Below are 16115 nucleotides of genomic sequence, written 5' to 3'. Positions count from 1 at the left end.
CGGGGAAGCAATGTGGATGCCCGCGAGGCGCCTCAAATTCGGTTCACAAAACCGGCTGCCGCGGCCAAGGTGGCCTCCGAGGCCACAGTGCCGAGCGCGGGGCGCGAGAGCGTCCGATCCGGCGTTGATGTCGCACAGGGCGAGCAGCTCGAAGGCGCTCTCGCGCGGCCAGACGTTCCACGCGCGACGGAAGCGCGCCCCGGCTACTCTGCCGCCGGCATGAGCTCGCCGCCTCCCACCCCACCGTCGCCGGAGCTAGCTGGCGCGCCGTCGGGCCACACGCCGATGGGCATGTTGGGGTTCTTGCGGGCCGTCGCGCCCTATTTTGCTCCGCACAAGCCGACCGCCGTCTTGATCGTGCTGACCATGCTGGTCGACCTCGCCTACGCGACCGTCGTGCCGCTCTTGTTTCAAGCGATCATCGACGATGCCATCGTGCCGCACAGCGTGGAGCGGCTCACGACGTTGCTCGGGGCGCTCGCCGGCGGCGCCGTCGTCGCGACGACCTCCGGCTTCGTACAAGACGTGGCGTACGCGCGCGCCGGGGTCGCGGTCATGAACGCCATGCGACTACGGCTCTTTTCGCACCTCCAAGACCTCTCCGCCGAGTACCACGCGCGCACGCAGATCGGCGACATCATGTCGCGCTTCTCATCGGACATCGCCGCCGTCGAAAACGCCCTCGTTTGGTACCTGCCCGCGGTCCTGCTCGGCGCCGGAGGCATCGCCATCAGCTGCCTCTTGCTCTTTCGCATCGAGTGGCGCCTCGCCGTTCTGTCCATCGTCGGGCTCTTCGTCGCCTTTGCCATCAGTCACGGCATCGAGCCGCGCGCCAACAAGCTCACCTACCAGCTCAAAGAGGAGCTCGGCTCACTCTCGGTGGTCGTCGAGGAAAACTTGCACGCCCACGCCGTTGTGCGCGGCTTCGGCTTGCAGGCGCAGCAGCGCGGCCACTTCCAGGAGCGCCTCGACACCCTCCTTCACCTGTCGCGGCGCGCGAGCTTCATTGGATTCTTCATGGCCCGGATCCCCAACGTGGGCGCGCTCCTCGTTGGCTTTGCGACCCTTGGCATCGGCGCCTACCTCGTCTTCGCGGGCACCATGAAGCTCGGCGAGCTCGTTGCTTTCTACACGTTGTTCAACCACGTCTCGCTCTCGGTCACGCAGCTCACCTACTCGATGCCGTCACTCATCGAGGGGGCCGCTGGCATGGAGCGCGTCGAAGAGCTCCTCCGCGAGAGGCCCACCGTGAAAGACGGCCCCGACGCAAAGCCCCTCTCGCCCCTGGCCCACGCCATCGAGCTCGACGCCGTGACCTTCGGCTACACGGAGGGCGCCCGCAACCTCGACGGCGTCTCGCTCGCTATCAAGAAGGGTCACTCGGTCGCCTTTGTTGGCGCGAGCGGCTCGGGCAAGAGCACCGTCTTGAACCTGGTGCAGCGCTCGTACGATCCGCAGCAAGGTGCGGTCCGCTACGACGGCCGCGACATCCGCGAGATCACCCTGGGCGCGCTCCGGAGCCAGCTTGGGATCGTGTTTCAAGACTGCATCCTCTTCGACACGACCGTTCGCGAGAACATCGCCCTCGGTCGGCCCGGCGGCGCGAGCGACCAAGAGGTCATCGCGGCGGCCAAACAGGCCGAGATCCACGACTTCATCGAGAGCTTGCCCGACGGCTACGACACCGCCGTCGGCGACGGCGGCAGCCGGTTGTCGGGTGGGCAACGGCAACGCGTCGCCATCGCGCGGGCCCTTGTCCGGTCGCCGTCGGTCCTCGTCCTCGACGAGGCTACCTCGGCGCTCGACGCCCACACCGAGTCGCTCGTCGACCGGACCATCCAGAAGCTCGCAGGCCAGCTCACGGTCCTCGCCGTGACCCATCGGCTCGCCTCCGTCATTCACTACGATCGCATCTTTGTCATGGAGCACGGCAAGCTCGTCGAGGAGGGCAAACACGATGAGCTCTTGGCGCGAGGCGGCGTTTACGCGCGGCTCTTCGCGAAGCAACAGGGGTTCGCCATCGACGATGGCGACCGCGCCAGCGTCTCCGCGGAGCGGCTCGCCAAGGTGCCGCTCTTCGCGAAGCTCGACGGGGCGACGCTCGGGCGCATCGCCGCGCAGATGGCCTCGGCGAGCGCCGCCGCTGGCTCGGTGCTCGTGCGCGAGGGCGACAAGGGGAGCGAATTTTTCATCGTGGCGCGAGGTCGCCTCGAGGTCACCAAGCGTGGCCCCGAAGGGCGCGAGGAGCGCGTCGACATCTTCGAGGAGGGAGACACCTTCGGTGAAATCTCCCTGCTTCGAGACGTCCCGCGCACCGCGACCGTCAAGACGCTCACGCCGACCACGTACCTCACCATGCAGCGAGAGCACTTCTTGCACCTCGTCGATGGCGCTGGCGCGCAGGAGATGCGCGAGGCGCTCGACCTCGAGATCGAGGCGCGCCTCCGCGAAAACGCGAGCGTCGCCGCCGGCGGGCGCGGGGTTGTCTAGCGGGGCTTGTCTAGGTCGGCTTGTCTAGCGCTTGTCGGCGTCTGCGCTCAAAGGTCGAGTGCGGGCACGACGATCGGGCCCTCGCCCAACCGCGTCACGTTGTCCGTGAACCGCACGCCGGGGGCAATCTGCACGTCCAGGGGGCCACCGGAGACGCGCTTGGGATCTTCCTCGACGAGCCGCGAGCCTTCTTGCACCGCGACGGCCACGCCGTTTCGCGAGAGCGCTCCCGAGACGAAGGAGACACCGCCCCCCGCGACAAGGAGGCCCACGGCCGACGCGCGGTCGAGCGTCGTTCCTTCGAGGCGCGCGCGCGCACCGTCTTGAACGAAGAGCGAGGCGCCGAGCAAGCCGGCCTCCGCGTCGATGCGGCGGACCAGCGCCCCGTCGAGCACCACGTTCGTTCCAGCGCGCGACGCAACGACGGCCATCACGCGACTGTCGTCGACGGTGGATGTTGTGAGCTTGAGCGTCCCGCCGCGTGTCGCGCCGAGGGCGAAGAGGCTCGTCGCAAAGGGCCGAGACGCCGAGACAAGGGAGCGAGACAGCTCGAGCCTCGAACCCTCGCCCGCCACGAGGCCTGCGAGGCCGCTCACCCCGACAATGACCGACTCCGACAGCTCCGCGACGCCACCTTCGCCGACGGCGATGCCTCGCGTGGGGCTACCGTCCTGACGCATCGCCACGAAGGCCGAGCGAAGCAAGGTTGCTCGACTGCCTGGCGTCTCGACGGACAAGCCGACACCGGCCGAATCGGCGAGGGTGAAGTCCTCCCCGTTGAGGGAGGACTTGTCGAGGGAGAGCGCGTAACCCGGATCGTTCGCGCCGCCGTGAACCACGCCGGCGAGCGTGGAGCGCGTCAACGACACGGTCGCGTTCTTCTCGAGCAAGACGCCGTGACGGAGCGGTCCCAAGATGGCGCTCTCGATCACCTCGAGGCGCGCGCCGTCTTCGATGCCGAAGCCGTCGTGCACCACGCCGTGCGGACGCGTGTCGCGTACGAGGGTCCGCCTTAGCCGCACGACGGTCTTTGGCTCGTGCGCCACGACGGCTACGCCAAGGACGGAAGCGATCTCGGCCTCGTCGAGCTCGACGGTAGCTCCCGTCACCGCGAAGAGACCGAACGCGGGTGCGGCTTTCGAGTCCTTGACGTTGCGAATGACGCTCCGCGAAAGGCGCACGTGCCCCTTCGAGGCGCCAAGCGCGTATTCGCGGGCGTCCGTCACGAGGACGTCTTCGGCGATGAGCACGCTCTCGGCGCCAGCGCTCGTCAGCCCAAGCCCTCCACGAAGCGTGAGGCCGCGCACCGTGAGATCACCCCCGTTCGCTAGCACGAAGGTTGTGGATGACGCGGCCTCGAGCGTCGCTTTCTCCGCGCATCGTCCCACCACCGTCACCTTCACGGCGCGGTCAAAGACGACGTTCTCTCGGTAAGTGCCGTCGGCTAGCGCAATGACGGCGCCGCTCGGGGCGGCGTCGAGCGCGGCTTGCAGGGTGCCGAAGCGGCCGGGCCCCGACGCGCCCGCTTCGACGAAGAGCGTGGCATCGGGTGGCGGGAATGCCGCGTTGCAGTCCCCAAGCGGGACGCAGCCGGTCTCACCGAGCGCGTCGCGAGTCGCGCCTTTGCACGCGACGCCGGAGTGGAGCGGCACACACCCGTGACCGGACGCGTGACGCTCGAAGCCCGCCGCGCATCGCGGACCAATGGGGGTACACCGGTCCGAGTCGGGAAGCGGCGCCTCGCCGGCGGGGCACGAGTCCGGCACCGCGCCGCTCCCGACGGACGGACCGCCGTCGCCCGCACCGCCGCCGCCGGCTGGCGACGATGCGTCGCAAGCCACGGCCATCATCAGGAGGAGCCCTAGCCGCCGCATCGCTCGGCAGCATAGTGGACCTCGGCCGGTGCGCTACGGCACGAGGTGGAATCACCCCGAGCCCCTGGGCGTTCCGTGGTGGAATTGTCGGCCATGAATCGCGCTGTCTATTGGGGCGCCGGCGGCGCGGCCCTTTTTACGGGCCTGGTCGTCCTGCTTTTGCGACGCGAGGCCCCGGCGCCCACGGCGGTCACAAGTCCCAGGGCGGAGGCGACCGATGCCGCCTCCCGAGACGCGGGGCCCCTCGGAAACGCTGGCGACGCGCTCGCCGCAGCCGACGGCAACACCGACGGCCCCGACGTGCGTGGTGACGCCGGCGACGAGATCCCACCGTCGGCCTGGTGCGCGTCGCTTCGTGCCGCAAACGCCAAGACGGTCGCCGGGCTCGTCAAGCGCACGCCCACCTGCGCCCAGACGCTCGCGCCTTTGGCGCTCGAGTGCACCGACGCGCCGGGCGGCGGTTGGGGACTGCGAATCGATACCGTGTCGACCGACGCGCCCTACGACAGCGCGAACGACGGCGGGTGCGAGCCCATCGGGTTCCACGTGACGCTTGTCCACCGAGACAAGGCCAACGCTGAGCTTACTCACTTCGCTGGCGTCGTTGAGCGTTGGAGCGATGGTGGCGTCGCGGTCAACGTCTCGTACCTCAACTTTTGGGGCGCCCTCTCGCTGCGCCTCCGCGTCTACGACCTCGACGGTGACGGCGATCCGGAGGCGTGGCTCACCGGCGACGGCGCCGACGAAGGACCGAACCGCAGCTCATCGGAGATCGTCTCCGTACGGGCGGGAGCCATCGCCACCTTCGCGCCCCTCGCGAAGGTCGACGTGCACGAGATCGTGGACGAAGACGCTGACGGTGCCTGGGACGTGCGCACCAGCGGCGTCTACGCGGGCTTGGAGGCGGAGTCGGCAATCGGCGGCAGCTACCCTGTCTCGCCGCCTCTCTTCTTGCTCCACGCAAAAGGCGATGGCGGATACCTCGGCGATGACGCCGTTGCGCTAGCGGCCGCGCGAAAGAGTTGCCCGACCAACATGCCAGCCTTGGCCGATGACGTTTCAAACATCGAGGCCACCGTCGCGCGCGTCGCGTGTGCGCGGGTTCGTGGGGCCGCGGAAGCCGCCGTCGTCGAGGCGCTTCGCAAAGGCGGCTGCAAAGAGTTCACCGACGACTACCGCGTCAGCGGTGGTTGCAGCCCCGTCTACCTGAGGGCCGCCGCGGTCACGCCTCCGTTCGTGCTTCGCTGAAGCGCCCATCACCGGCTGCCCCTCGTCCTTCGCCCAAGAGCTGAGTATCTTCGGGAGCCGTGGCTCGCCGCATCCCGCGCATCGTCACGGCTGCGCTCTGCGCAACGGCAACGCTCGCGGCGCCCGACGCGGCGACGGAACCGCGCTTCGCCGCCGGTGAGTGGCTCGTTTACGTGGCGCCCCGAGCCGCGCGCGTCACGGTCTTCGTGGCCTCGCGACCGCCGCGTGAAGGCGAAGAGCTTCCCCCCGTTGGCAAGCCCAGCGAGCGGCGATGCGCGGCCGGCTGGCAAATCAAGAAGCCGGAACGTTCGGCGGTGACGGCGCGCGGCGGCTGGGCTCCGAGCCCGAGTGGCGACGGCCGCTGGGCGTTTTTCCCCAACAAGCCACCGAAAGGCAAATCCAAGGTGGAGGGCTTCCCCGATCGGGACGTCGACTACGGAAGCGAGATCTTCTTCTGCGCGAAGGAGCGGGGCGAAGCGCCCTGGGTGAAACCGCCCACGGGCAAGACGTTGCCCGGCAGTTGGGTCACGCTCGCGGACGGAAAGAAGGCGACGCTGCTGTTCGTAGCGAACACGTCGGCCGCCGACGGAGACATCGTTCCTGACATCCCAGAGAAGGTGCGGCGAGTTCGTTGCGACGCCGCCAGCCATCCCAAAGGGCCCCCACGCCACCGAAACGCAGCGGCGCGACCCTCCGTTGGCCGCTGGGTCCCCGATCCCTTTGGCTCGAAGAGGTGGGCGTGGCTTCCCTACGACACGTCGCCGCTTTCGATGCGACCGCCGGCGAGCCCCGCCGACGAGCCGCGGCTGGCGAAGAAGTCATGCAGTTGGTTTGCCGACGAGTGATCGAGCGCGGGAGCGAGCCTTCAGACAGCGCCTGACAGGAGCGCCGTCTTCTTGAGATCGAGCTCATCCAAGAGCCCCTCGTAGGCCTTCGCGTCCATCGAACCGCTCTTCGACAAGTTCTGGACGGCTCGCAAGAACTCCGCCTGCGCCTCGGCGAGCTTGACCGTCAAGAGGCCCATGCGAGCGCGATGCACCGCCGCGACGAGACCGCTCTCTGGCTCACCGACGAGGCCAAGCGCCGCGTGAATCTGCGCGAGCAGAGCCGTCTCGTGCGGCGAGCGCTCCTCGTCGACGTCGGCGATGACCATGGCCGCCGAAAACGTCAGCCGCTTGGCGCGGTCGCTCACAAGGCGCTTGCATTCGAGCTCCACGTCGACGTCGCGTTCGATGTCGGCGGACTCACCGCCGAACGCGCTCTCCGCAAGGACCCGCAGCGCGTCGCCTTCGCGAGGGTGCACGTGCCCGTCGGCCTTCACCATCGCACAGAGAATTCGCAGGCTCGCTCGGCACTCTTCGTTGGTCATGGGATCGGCCACGACGGAAGGGTAACGCCAAGCGCCGGCGCGAAACCATCGCTTCCGCACGACCGCATTTCACGTTGCGAAATGCGCTCTACAGCGAACCCGAGACCGGTCCTGGCTTCGAGAGAGGCTTGGTGTGCGAGCCCTTGCTTGGAGCGAAGTCAGGCGCTTTTGATGTTTTGGGCGCGCTCGTGGGCACAGCCGGTGGCGGACGGCGTTCGGACGCTGGCGGCGCCGGGGAAAGCTCCGGGTTTGGCACATCCACCACCGGCGGTGGCCGCGAGCGTTCGCGACCGGAGGCGATATCGGCGCGGAGCTTCTGGGCCAAAGGCCCGCGCTCCCCGGCCCCGTCGAGCTCCATCGCGCGGTCGAGTTCGCGCTCGCATTGCGCCCAGTCGGCGGACGCGCACGCGCGCTCGGCGGCGCTTCGAAGGACGCGCCCCCTTGCGACGTGTTCGGGCACGGGGTCGAACGCTGCTGGCTCGCGCGACGGGCGCGTGACCCAAATGGCTCCGATCAGGGAGAGCAGCGCCGCCACCACGAGCTCCTCTCGCCAGCGCGCCCGAAAGAAGGCGCGGAGACGATGCACGCGCTTTCGAACGCGGGTCGCCGGGACGCGTTCGCGTTCGGCGATGTGCTCGAGCTTCTCGCCATCGGCTTCGTCGAGCATCCACCCGAGAGTCCGCGTCGCGTCGACTGCGCCATCGGGCAACTGGCGAGTTGCCCAGCGGAGGAGATCACGCTCCTCGTGATTCGGCACATGCCCCACGTCGGGAGCCGAGTCGAGCGCCTCCTCGCGGTGCCTGCGCCGATGAAAGTCGGCGACCTTGTGCCTGACGATGCCGGCGAGCCACCGGCGAAACGCGGTCTCGTCTTCGGGCGCTTCTTTGGAAGCCACCGCGTCGACGAAAGCCGACTGAACGATGTCATCGACCTCCGAGGAGGGAACGCGCCGTCGCACGCTGCGGCGAATCGCGCCTTCGAGGTCGCGAAAGGTGTCGCCCACGGAAGCGTCACGAAGTCCCATCTCCTCTTCGTCGGCGAGCCCCACCGGAGTGTGACGAGCGACGCGTCGATTTCTTTGAACGGTCACGATCGGGGCCCTCGCCGCGACAAGCCTTCCGGAGGGAATCCCCATGAAGATCAAGGCTTGCGGCGTCGCCGCGGCGACGGCACTCTTTTGTCTCACGCTCGGCGGCGGGGCCGATGCGGGCGGTAAGGAGGACGCGCTCCGCGCTACCCGAGGGGCCCAACTGAGACCGCTACCGGCGCGACTCGGACTGCAACTCGCCCGGCACGGCGAGAGCCCACCTCCGGTGTCGGCATCCGCAACAAAGATGGTGCTCTTGCACGGCATCTGCGGCGAACCGTCAAACTCGTGCGCGGTCTTCGCGCCGCTTACGAGCGGAAGCCTCGTTTGCGCTCGCGCCGACCTCGAATGCCCAGCCGGCGGTGCCATGTGGTCCGGCGGCAGGGGTGCCCTCGAGCGGATCGAGCGGGCCATGGAAAACGCAGAGGGCGACGGTGCCGGGCCGCGCATGCTCATCGGCTTTTCGCAGGGGGCCTACGTCGCGCTGCGCGCCGCCAAGGCTTCCCCCCAGCGATTCGTCTCGCTCCTCCTCATCGGCGCCTTCGTGGCGCCCACGCGCGCCGAGCTCGAGACCGCCGGTGTGGTGCGCTTGGGCCTCGCTGCCGGCGACCACGACGCCGCCGCCGCGACCATGCGGGAGACCGCAAAGACACTCCAAGCGGCCGGCTACGCCGCGACCTTCACGTCGCTCGGTCGCGTGGGTCACAGCTACGTGGGCGACGACCCTCAAAAGCTCGCGCGCGCCGTTCGCTGGACTCGGGACGGCACGCTCGAAGGGAGCTGACGGTCCCCCTTTTTTCCCCACCGCAATAGGGGCATGCTCGCGCCCATGCCCGTTCTGGTTCACGACGGCTCCGCCGCGCTCTCGAAGACGCGCCTCGCCAAACGTCTCGAGCGGGTGCGCAGCTCGCACCAAGACGTCGTGAGCCTCTCGGCGCGGTTCGTGCACATCGTCGACATTGCAGGCGAGCTGACGCCGCTGGAGCGACGGGTCCTCGAGAAGTTGCTCACCTACGGACCGCGTCAACCCTTCGAGGCCGCCCAGGGAAACACGTTCTGGGTCGTTCCGCGCAAAGGCACGCTCTCGCCGTGGTCATCGAAGGCGACGGACATCGTTCACACGTCGGGTCTCGCCTCGATCCGCCGCATCGAGCGGGGCATCGAGTGGACGGTCGTTGGGGGAGCTCCCGCCGACGCACAAAGGGTCGCGGCGCTGCTGCACGATCGGATGACCGAGAGCGTGGTCTCCGAGCGCGATGAGCTCATGCGCCTGTTCGAGGAGCACGCGCCCGAGCCGTTGCGTACGGTGCCGCTCGTCGCGGAGGGCCGGGCGGCCCTCGAAGCGGCCAACTCGAGCTTGGGCCTCGCCCTCGCCGAAGACGAGATCGACTACCTTTTGGCGGCCTTCCAGAAGCTCGAGCGCGATCCCACAGACGTGGAGCTCATGATGTTCGCCCAGGCCAACAGCGAACATTGCCGACACAAAATCTTCAACGCCGACTTTATCGTCGACGGCGACCGGCAGCCGGGGTCGCTCTTCGGGATGATCCGCAACACCACCGACAAGAGCCCGAAGGGCGTTCTCTCCGCGTACAAGGACAACGCAGCGGTGATGTCGGGCCCCACCGGCGCTCGGTTCTTCGCGACGGACAAGACGGGCGTCTACGCGCCGCACCGGGAGCCGGTGCACGTGCTCATGAAGGTCGAGACGCACAACCACCCGATAGCCATCTCGCCCTTCGCGGGCGCGTCGACGGGCTCGGGCGGCGAGATCCGCGACGAAGGCGCGACGGGACGTGGCGCGCGACCGAAGGCGGGGCTCGTGGGCTTTGCGACATCGAACCTGCACATTCCCGGTGCCGAGCGCCCGTGGGAGCGCGCCTATGGCAAGCCCGAGCGCATCGCCTCGGCTCTCGACATCATGACCGATGGCCCACTCGGTGCCGCGGCCTTCAACAACGAGTTCGGCCGGCCCGCCATCCTTGGCTACTTCCGCACGCTGGAGCTCGAAGTCACAACGCCGCGCGGTCCCGAGGTGCGCGGCTATCACAAGCCCATCATGCTCGCGGGCGGTCTTGGCAACGTCCGCGAAGCGCACGTCACCAAGGGCGAGATCCCGCCCGGCGCAGCCATCGTCGTGCTCGGCGGTCCCGCCATGCGCATCGGCCTCGGCGGCGGCGCCGCCAGCTCCATGACGCAGGGCGCGTCGACGGCGGACTTGGATTTCGCCAGCGTGCAGCGCGACAACGCGGAGATGCAGCGCCGCTGCCAGGAGGTCTTGGACCGCGCCTGGGCCAAGGACGACACGCCCATCATCAGCGTTCATGACGTTGGCGCCGGCGGATTGTCGAACGCGCTCCCGGAGCTCGTCCACGAGAGTCGACGTGGTGCCACGTTCGACCTCCGCGCCATCCCCAGCGCCGAGCGGGGCATGTCGCCGCTCGAGATCTGGTGCAACGAAGCCCAGGAGCGCTACGTGCTCGCCGTCTTCGCCGACCGGGTTGCCGAGCTCCAAGCGATCTGCGAACGCGAGCGAGCGCCGATGGCCGTCGTTGGCCACGCCACCGCCGATGGGCAACTGCGTCTCGTCGACGCGTCCGCGAGCCGCGCGCCGATCGACATCCCCTTGTCGGTCATCCTGGGCAAGGCGCCCAAGATGACCCGCGACGTTCGGCGCGAGGTGCCGGCCAGCGCTCCGCTCGTGCAGTCGCCCACCATCGCCGAAGCCCTCGACCGTGTGCTCCTCCTGCCCGCCGTGGCCGACAAGTCGTTTCTCGTCACCATCGGCGACCGCACCGTGACGGGCCTCGTGGCGCGCGATCCGATGGTGGGACCGTTTCAGGTGCCCGTCGCCGATTGCGGCGTGACGCTCACGGACTACGAAGGCTACACCGGCGAGGCGATGGCTATCGGCGAGCGCCCGACACTGGCGCTGCTCGACGCCGCCGCGTCGGTCCGCATGGCCGTCGGCGAGGCCGTCACGAACATCGCTGCGGCGCGCATCGACGCTCTGACGAGCGTTCGGCTCTCCGCCAACTGGATGGCCGCAGCCGGGCACCCGGGCGAAGACGCGCGACTATGGGACGCGGTCCGCGCCGTCGGCCTCGAGCTTTGCCCGGCCCTCGGCATCGCCGTCCCCGTCGGCAAAGACTCCATGTCGATGCGCAGCGTCTGGAAGGACGACGGCGGCGCCGCGCGCAGCGTAACGGCACCGGTGTCGCTGGTGGTGACGGCCTTCGCGCCGGTCGTCGACGCGAGGCGGACACTTACGCCGGAGCTCCAAACGGAAGTCGGTATGAGCACGCAGCTCGTCCTCGTCGATCTTGGCGGGAGCAAGCATCGCCTCGGCGGAAGCGCGCTGATGCAGGTGCATGCTGCCCTCGGCGGCGCCCCGCCAGACCTCGACACCCCAGCTCAATTGGTCGCGCTCTTCAGTGCCGTGCAGGAGCTGAACGACCGCGCGCTGGTCCTCGCGTACCACGATCGCTCCGACGGAGGTCTGATCGTCACGCTGCTCGAGATGGCCTTCGCCGGTGGCACCGGCCTCGACATCGACCTTCCCGCCTCCCTCGGCGATGACGAGCTCGCGCTTATGTTCTCGGAAGAACTGGGCGCGGTCCTGCAGATTCGCGAAGACGCTCGCGGAGAGGTCTCCGAAGTCCTGGAGCGGCACGGCCTCGGCGCGTGCGCTCACGTCCTGGGGAGCCCCAAAGTCGGCGACCGCGTCACGATTCGTCGTGGCGAGCGCGTCGTCTTTGAAGACTCGCGGACGCGTCTCCGCAACCAGTGGTCGGACACGACGTGGCGCATGCAGCGCCAGCGCGATGACGCGAGCGCCGCCGACGAGGAGCACGCCGCTCGCTCCGACGCGAAGGGACTTTCGGCGAAGCTCACCTTCGACAAGGCTGCCGCCGCGAGTTTCGCGGCGAGGCCGCGCGTCGCGATCCTGCGCGAGGAGGGCGTCAATGGGCACGTCGAGATGGCGGCGGCGATGCACTATGCGGGCTTCGAAGCCGTCGACGTGCACATGACCGACCTCCTCGCTGAGCGCGTGGACCTCGGCACCTTCCGGGGCCTCGTCGCCTGCGGCGGGTTTAGCTACGGCGATGTCCTTGGTGCCGGCGAAGGCTGGGCGAAGTCGATCCTCTTCCACGAAAGGGTACGGGCAAGTCTCACGCAGTTCTTCGCGCGCCCCGATACCTTCACGCTCGGCGTCTGCAACGGGTGCCAAGCCCTGTCCAACTTGCGCGACCTCATCCCAGGTGCGGCCCGCTGGCCGCGCTTCGTGAGGAACCGTTCGGAGCAATTCGAGGCGCGCCTGTCGATGGTCCGCATCGAACCGTCGCCGTCGGTGTTCTTCAAGGGCATGGCCGGCTCCGTGTTGCCCATCGCCGTCGCCCACGGCGAGGGTCGCGTCGAACCGCTCGCCGCTGGTGACCTCGAGCGCCTCGCGAAAGACGGCCTCGTCGCGGCGCGCTTCGTAGACGCGGACCTTCGCCCGACGGAGCGTTACCCGGCCAATCCGAACGGCTCGGCCGACGGGTTGACGGCCCTGACGACACCTGACGGGCGGGCCACGATCCTCATGCCCCACCCGGAGCGGGTCTTCAGGACCGTTCAGCTCTCGTGGAGGCCTCGCGACTGGGAAGGCGAGAGCCCCTGGATGACGATGTTCCGAAACGCGCGCGCGTGGGTTGGCTAGCGGCTATCCCTCGCCGCCGGCGGGCGGCTACTGCGTGCCCGCGTCGACGGGGCACGCGCCGCAGTTGAGGATGCAGCCGCAGCCGTTGGCGATCATGCCGCACTGGCTGCCACACACCATCGGCGTGCAGGCGTCAGCGTCCGCATCGACATCGGCGTCTGCATCGGCGTCCGCCGCGTCGCCGTCCGCATCCGCGCTGGCGTCTAGATCACCGGCGTCGACGGGGCAGGCACCGCAATCGATGGATACCCCGCAGCCGTCGGAGCGCGGTCCGCAAGTACCGGGGCCGTACGACCCACACGTGAGGGCAACGCAGGCGTCCATCGATCCGTCGACGACGCCCGCATCACCGTCGGCGCCCGCGTCCGCCGCACCGCCGTCGGTGAAGCAAGGGCCGCAGTCCAGCTTGCCGCCACACTTGTCGTCTTGTTCGCCGCACGCGGGCGCAAGCGAGGCGCAGGAAGTCGGGAAGCACACCCCCGGTGGCGGGATAACTGGAACGAGCACGCTGAAGTGAATCGTCTGGGCGCTCACGTGCGTCGCATCCACGACCGTGGTTGGCAGCGGCTCGAAGTTCGTCGTGCCATCGGGCGCCGTGAAGACGACGATCCGACTGGCGTCGATCCCGGGAGGCAGCTTCGCGGGATCGAACGTCAAGACTACCGTCACCGGCTTCGCGAACTGGAGCCCCGACGGCCCAAAGGTGGTCGGCGTCCCAACGGCGTCGGCCTTCGGCGGAGGCAGCGCGTCGGGCGTCGACGTGACGGTGAGCGTCACGTCTTCGGGCAACGCACCGGGCGGCACCGTGACGCCCACGCCTTCCGCATTGAGAACGCTCCCGCCCTGGTTCCCCACGGTGGCCATAACGGGCGCTGTCGTCTTGGCGACGGGGCCTGGTGTGGCCGAGGACGCTGGCTCCCCAAGGGGGATGGAGACCTCTTCGGCATCGCCGCCGCAAGCGCCAATGGTCAGCGCCAGCGTCAGCGCGGTGCAACCGGAAAACGCGCCCAAGCGACTGCTCTTCATCGGCGGACGACTCCTCTGCGCGCCGGTGTTCCCGTAAGAACCGTGCGCGCGACGCTCCAGCATGCGTCGAATCTCCTATGAAGATCCATGGGGGATCGGGCGTCGTCGTCGCTTTGGTGAGCGACCGCCCTCCCCTCGCGCACATCGACTCGCACGCCGCTGTGGCGAGGCGGCGACGGCGCCCTACACCGTTCAAAGGCTGGCGGCGCGGCGCCCTTTGCCCTACCGAAGAAGGCATGGCGACGCTCGACGAAATGATTCCGTGGTTCGAGTCTTTGTCGAAGGAGAAGGTCGACCGCGTTCGTGAGTTCTACGCGGACGACGCCTCCTTTCGCGATCCCTTCAACGACGTGCGCGGTCGAGACGCCATCACCCGCGTCTTCGCGCACATGTTCGAGCAAGCGAGCGACATTCGCATCGAGGTGCACGAACGCTTCGAGAAGCCCGACGCGGCCGTCATCACGTGGACCTTCTGGCTCCGCCCCCGGGGCATGGCGCTCCTCCAGATACCAGGCGCGACACACCTTCGTTTCAACGAGCGCGGCCTCGTCATCGCGCATCGCGACTACTGGGATGTCGCCGAAGAGCTCTACGCCAGAGTCCCCGGCTTCGGCGCGGTGATGCGGTGGCTCCAGCGGCGCCTGCGAACGCCGCTGTAATCCAAAGCACGCCAGCGACCTGCCCTCCGCGCGTGTGCGAGAATGGAGCCGCCGAAGGCGCGGCCCGTCATAGGATGCCGCCATGGAGCCGGAAGCGCAGGGGCACATCGTGGTCTGCGGCTTTGGTCATCTGGGCCAGAGCGTGGTCCAGCTTCTCTCCAGGCTAGGCGAGCGCGTCGTCGTCATCAGCGATCAGACGCGCCGAGCCACCGGTGTGCGCCTCGACGACCCGAAGGTCCGTTTCATACGCGGCGACGCGCGCGACGCGTCGGTGCTCGAGAAGGCCGACCTCGCCGGAGCCCGCGCCGTCATCGCGGCGACGGATCACGATCTGACGAATGTCGAAATCGCCCTCGACGTTCGGCGGGCGAACGCCGACACGCCGGTCGTGGTCCGCCTCTTCGACCAGAACCTCGCACGGGTGCTCGAGCAGTCCTTCGACGTACGCCGAGCCTTCGCCATGTCGGCGCTGGCTGCGCCGATCTTTGCGTCGGCCGCCCTCGACGACCCGCTCCTCGCGCGCTTCGACTTTGGCGACGACGCCTTCGTCATCGCCGAGACCCGCGAGCTGGCCGAGAGCAATGGCTCCCCGCTCGCGGCGCATGGCCTCACGTTGGCGCCCGAGACCGCGTGGAAGACGCTTCTGGGCGAGCCCGAGGCCACCCCTATCAAGTCGGCGACCATCCTCGCGGCGGCGTTGCGATGGCCCGCCGCCGTGTGGCGCCACGCGCCGCTGTCGATGCGCATCACCTTCATGCTCCTCGTCGGCCTGACGATGATTAGCGTCTTCGTCTTCTCCGCGGGCATGCAGTTGGGCCTCGTCGACGCCTTCTACTTCATGATCACGACCATCACGACGACCGGTTATGGCGACATCACGCCAAAGGACTCGGCGACGGTCATCAAGCTCTACACGTGCTTCGTGATGCTCCTGGGTTCGGCCACAACGGCGCTCTTCTACTCGTTCTTCACCGACTTCATTGTCGCCGAGCGATTTCGTCGCGTCGCGCAGAACCCCGATGTGACGCTCGAAGGCCATGTCGTGGTCATTGGCCTCGGCAACGTCGGCTACCGCATCGTGGAGAACTTGCGCCGCTTCGGGGTCCCCGTCGTCGGCGTGGACGTGGACGCGGCGGCGCCTTTCGCCAGCGAGCTTCGCTCGCAGCTGCCGGTGCTTGCGGGCGACGGTCGCCTCTCGGGCACGCTCGATCGGGCCGGTGTTGCGAGGGCGCGCGCGCTTATCGCGGCCACCGGCAACGATGCCACGAACTTGGAGATCGCCCTCGCCGTCAAGCACAAGGCTCGAAACGTCCGCGTCGTATCGCGCCTCTTCGACCCCGCTTTCGCGACCAAAGTTCAGGGCGTCCTGCCCATCGAGCGCGCTCTCAGCGCCTCGCGCGTGGCGTCACCGTCGTTCGTGGCGGCCGCCCTCTTCACCGACGTCGTAGCGGCCTTAGTGCGCAACAGCACGTTCGTGGTCGTCACGCGTGAAGCGGCGCCAGCGACCTGGGCCGGCCGCACCGCCGCCGACCTCCAACGCGCCGAGGGCGTCGCGCTCGTGCTTCAGAGCGACGACGGCACACACACGCCGGTCAGTGCCGAGGCGCGCGTCGTCGCCGGCGCACGCTACGTGCTCGTTCGCCAAAGGCCGCTCGGCTGA

At 68.6% G+C, this 16115-nt stretch carries 11 protein-coding genes; 7 read left to right on the top strand and 4 right to left on the bottom strand.

The genetic code is table 11. From position 1 onward, the window contains the following. Positions 1 to 219 precede the first annotated feature (219 nt). A complete protein-coding gene (locus tag IPG50_23265; protein ID MBK6695103.1) occupies positions 220 to 2490 on the top strand; it encodes an ATP-binding cassette domain-containing protein in 2271 nt (756 codons plus the stop codon). A 47-nt stretch (positions 2491 to 2537) separates the two neighbouring features. Here the strand turns inward: IPG50_23265 and IPG50_23260 are convergent, their stop codons facing one another. After that, on the bottom strand, positions 2538 to 4364 hold the full coding sequence (locus IPG50_23260; protein ID MBK6695102.1) for a hypothetical protein: 1827 nt from the start codon (positions 4362 to 4364) through the stop codon (positions 2538 to 2540). 93 nt (positions 4365 to 4457) lie between these two features. Here IPG50_23260 and IPG50_23255 point away from each other — a divergent pair, with 93 nt between their 5' ends. Both IPG50_23255 and IPG50_23250 read left to right on the top strand, forming a co-directional pair. Then, entirely contained in the window at positions 4458 to 5612 is a 1155-nt protein-coding gene (locus IPG50_23255; protein ID MBK6695101.1) for a hypothetical protein, read from the top strand. Positions 5613 to 5671: 59 nt separating this feature from the next. Further along, positions 5672 to 6457, top strand: a complete 786-nt coding sequence (locus tag IPG50_23250) for a hypothetical protein (GenBank protein MBK6695100.1) — start codon at positions 5672 to 5674, stop codon at positions 6455 to 6457. Between the two features lie 20 nt (positions 6458 to 6477). Here IPG50_23250 and IPG50_23245 read toward each other — a convergent pair whose 3' ends face one another. Both IPG50_23245 and IPG50_23240 read right to left on the bottom strand, forming a co-directional pair. Continuing rightward, entirely contained in the window at positions 6478 to 6993 is a 516-nt protein-coding gene (locus tag IPG50_23245) for a TerB family tellurite resistance protein (GenBank protein MBK6695099.1), read from the bottom strand. Between the two features lie 76 nt (positions 6994 to 7069). Then, positions 7070 to 8029, bottom strand: coding sequence for a sigma-70 family RNA polymerase sigma factor (locus IPG50_23240; GenBank protein ID MBK6695098.1), 960 nt, complete (start codon positions 8027 to 8029; stop codon positions 7070 to 7072). An 85-nt stretch (positions 8030 to 8114) separates the two neighbouring features. Between IPG50_23240 and IPG50_23235 the strand changes: the two genes are divergently transcribed. Together IPG50_23235 and purL are read left to right on the top strand one after the other, a co-directional pair. Continuing rightward, positions 8115 to 8852 (top strand): hypothetical protein, encoded by a 738-nt coding sequence (locus IPG50_23235; GenBank protein MBK6695097.1) that lies wholly within the window; start codon positions 8115 to 8117, stop codon positions 8850 to 8852. Positions 8853 to 8897: 45 nt separating this feature from the next. Beyond that, a complete protein-coding gene (purL, locus tag IPG50_23230; GenBank protein ID MBK6695096.1) occupies positions 8898 to 12770 on the top strand; it encodes a phosphoribosylformylglycinamidine synthase in 3873 nt (1290 codons plus the stop codon). 27 nt (positions 12771 to 12797) lie between these two features. On the opposite strand, the gene IPG50_23225 is transcribed toward purL, so the two are convergent. Next, entirely contained in the window at positions 12798 to 13796 is a 999-nt protein-coding gene (locus tag IPG50_23225) for a hypothetical protein (protein ID MBK6695095.1), read from the bottom strand. Positions 13797 to 14032: 236 nt separating this feature from the next. Between IPG50_23225 and IPG50_23220 the strand changes: the two genes are divergently transcribed. Next, a complete protein-coding gene (locus tag IPG50_23220; protein ID MBK6695094.1) occupies positions 14033 to 14455 on the top strand; it encodes a nuclear transport factor 2 family protein in 423 nt (140 codons plus the stop codon). Between the two features lie 82 nt (positions 14456 to 14537). Beyond that, on the top strand, positions 14538 to 16115 hold the full coding sequence (locus tag IPG50_23215; GenBank protein MBK6695093.1) for an NAD-binding protein: 1578 nt from the start codon (positions 14538 to 14540) through the stop codon (positions 16113 to 16115).

Source organism: Myxococcales bacterium (assembly GCA_016703425.1).
Lineage (GTDB): Bacteria > Myxococcota_A > Polyangia > Polyangiales > Polyangiaceae > JADJCA01.
The sequence above is the reverse complement of the archived record's forward strand: the minus strand, read 5'-3'. Positions and strand labels throughout refer to the sequence as shown.

What these genes read in the sequence shown, in the direction of transcription:
- IPG50_23225 (MBK6695095.1), bottom strand. Translation starts at nt 13,796, where the DNA reads ATGAAGAGCAGTCGCTTGGGCGCGTTTTCCGGTTGCACCGCGCTGACG.
- purL (MBK6695096.1), top strand. Translation starts at nt 8,898, where the DNA reads ATGCCCGTTCTGGTTCACGACGGCTCCGCCGCGCTCTCGAAGACGCGC.
- IPG50_23265 (MBK6695103.1), top strand. Translation starts at nt 220, where the DNA reads ATGAGCTCGCCGCCTCCCACCCCACCGTCGCCGGAGCTAGCTGGCGCG.
- IPG50_23255 (MBK6695101.1), top strand. Translation starts at nt 4,458, where the DNA reads ATGAATCGCGCTGTCTATTGGGGCGCCGGCGGCGCGGCCCTTTTTACG.
- IPG50_23260 (MBK6695102.1), bottom strand. Translation starts at nt 4,364, where the DNA reads ATGCGGCGGCTAGGGCTCCTCCTGATGATGGCCGTGGCTTGCGACGCA.
- IPG50_23235 (MBK6695097.1), top strand. Translation starts at nt 8,115, where the DNA reads ATGAAGATCAAGGCTTGCGGCGTCGCCGCGGCGACGGCACTCTTTTGT.
- IPG50_23215 (MBK6695093.1), top strand. Translation starts at nt 14,538, where the DNA reads ATGGAGCCGGAAGCGCAGGGGCACATCGTGGTCTGCGGCTTTGGTCAT.
- IPG50_23220 (MBK6695094.1), top strand. Translation starts at nt 14,033, where the DNA reads ATGGCGACGCTCGACGAAATGATTCCGTGGTTCGAGTCTTTGTCGAAG.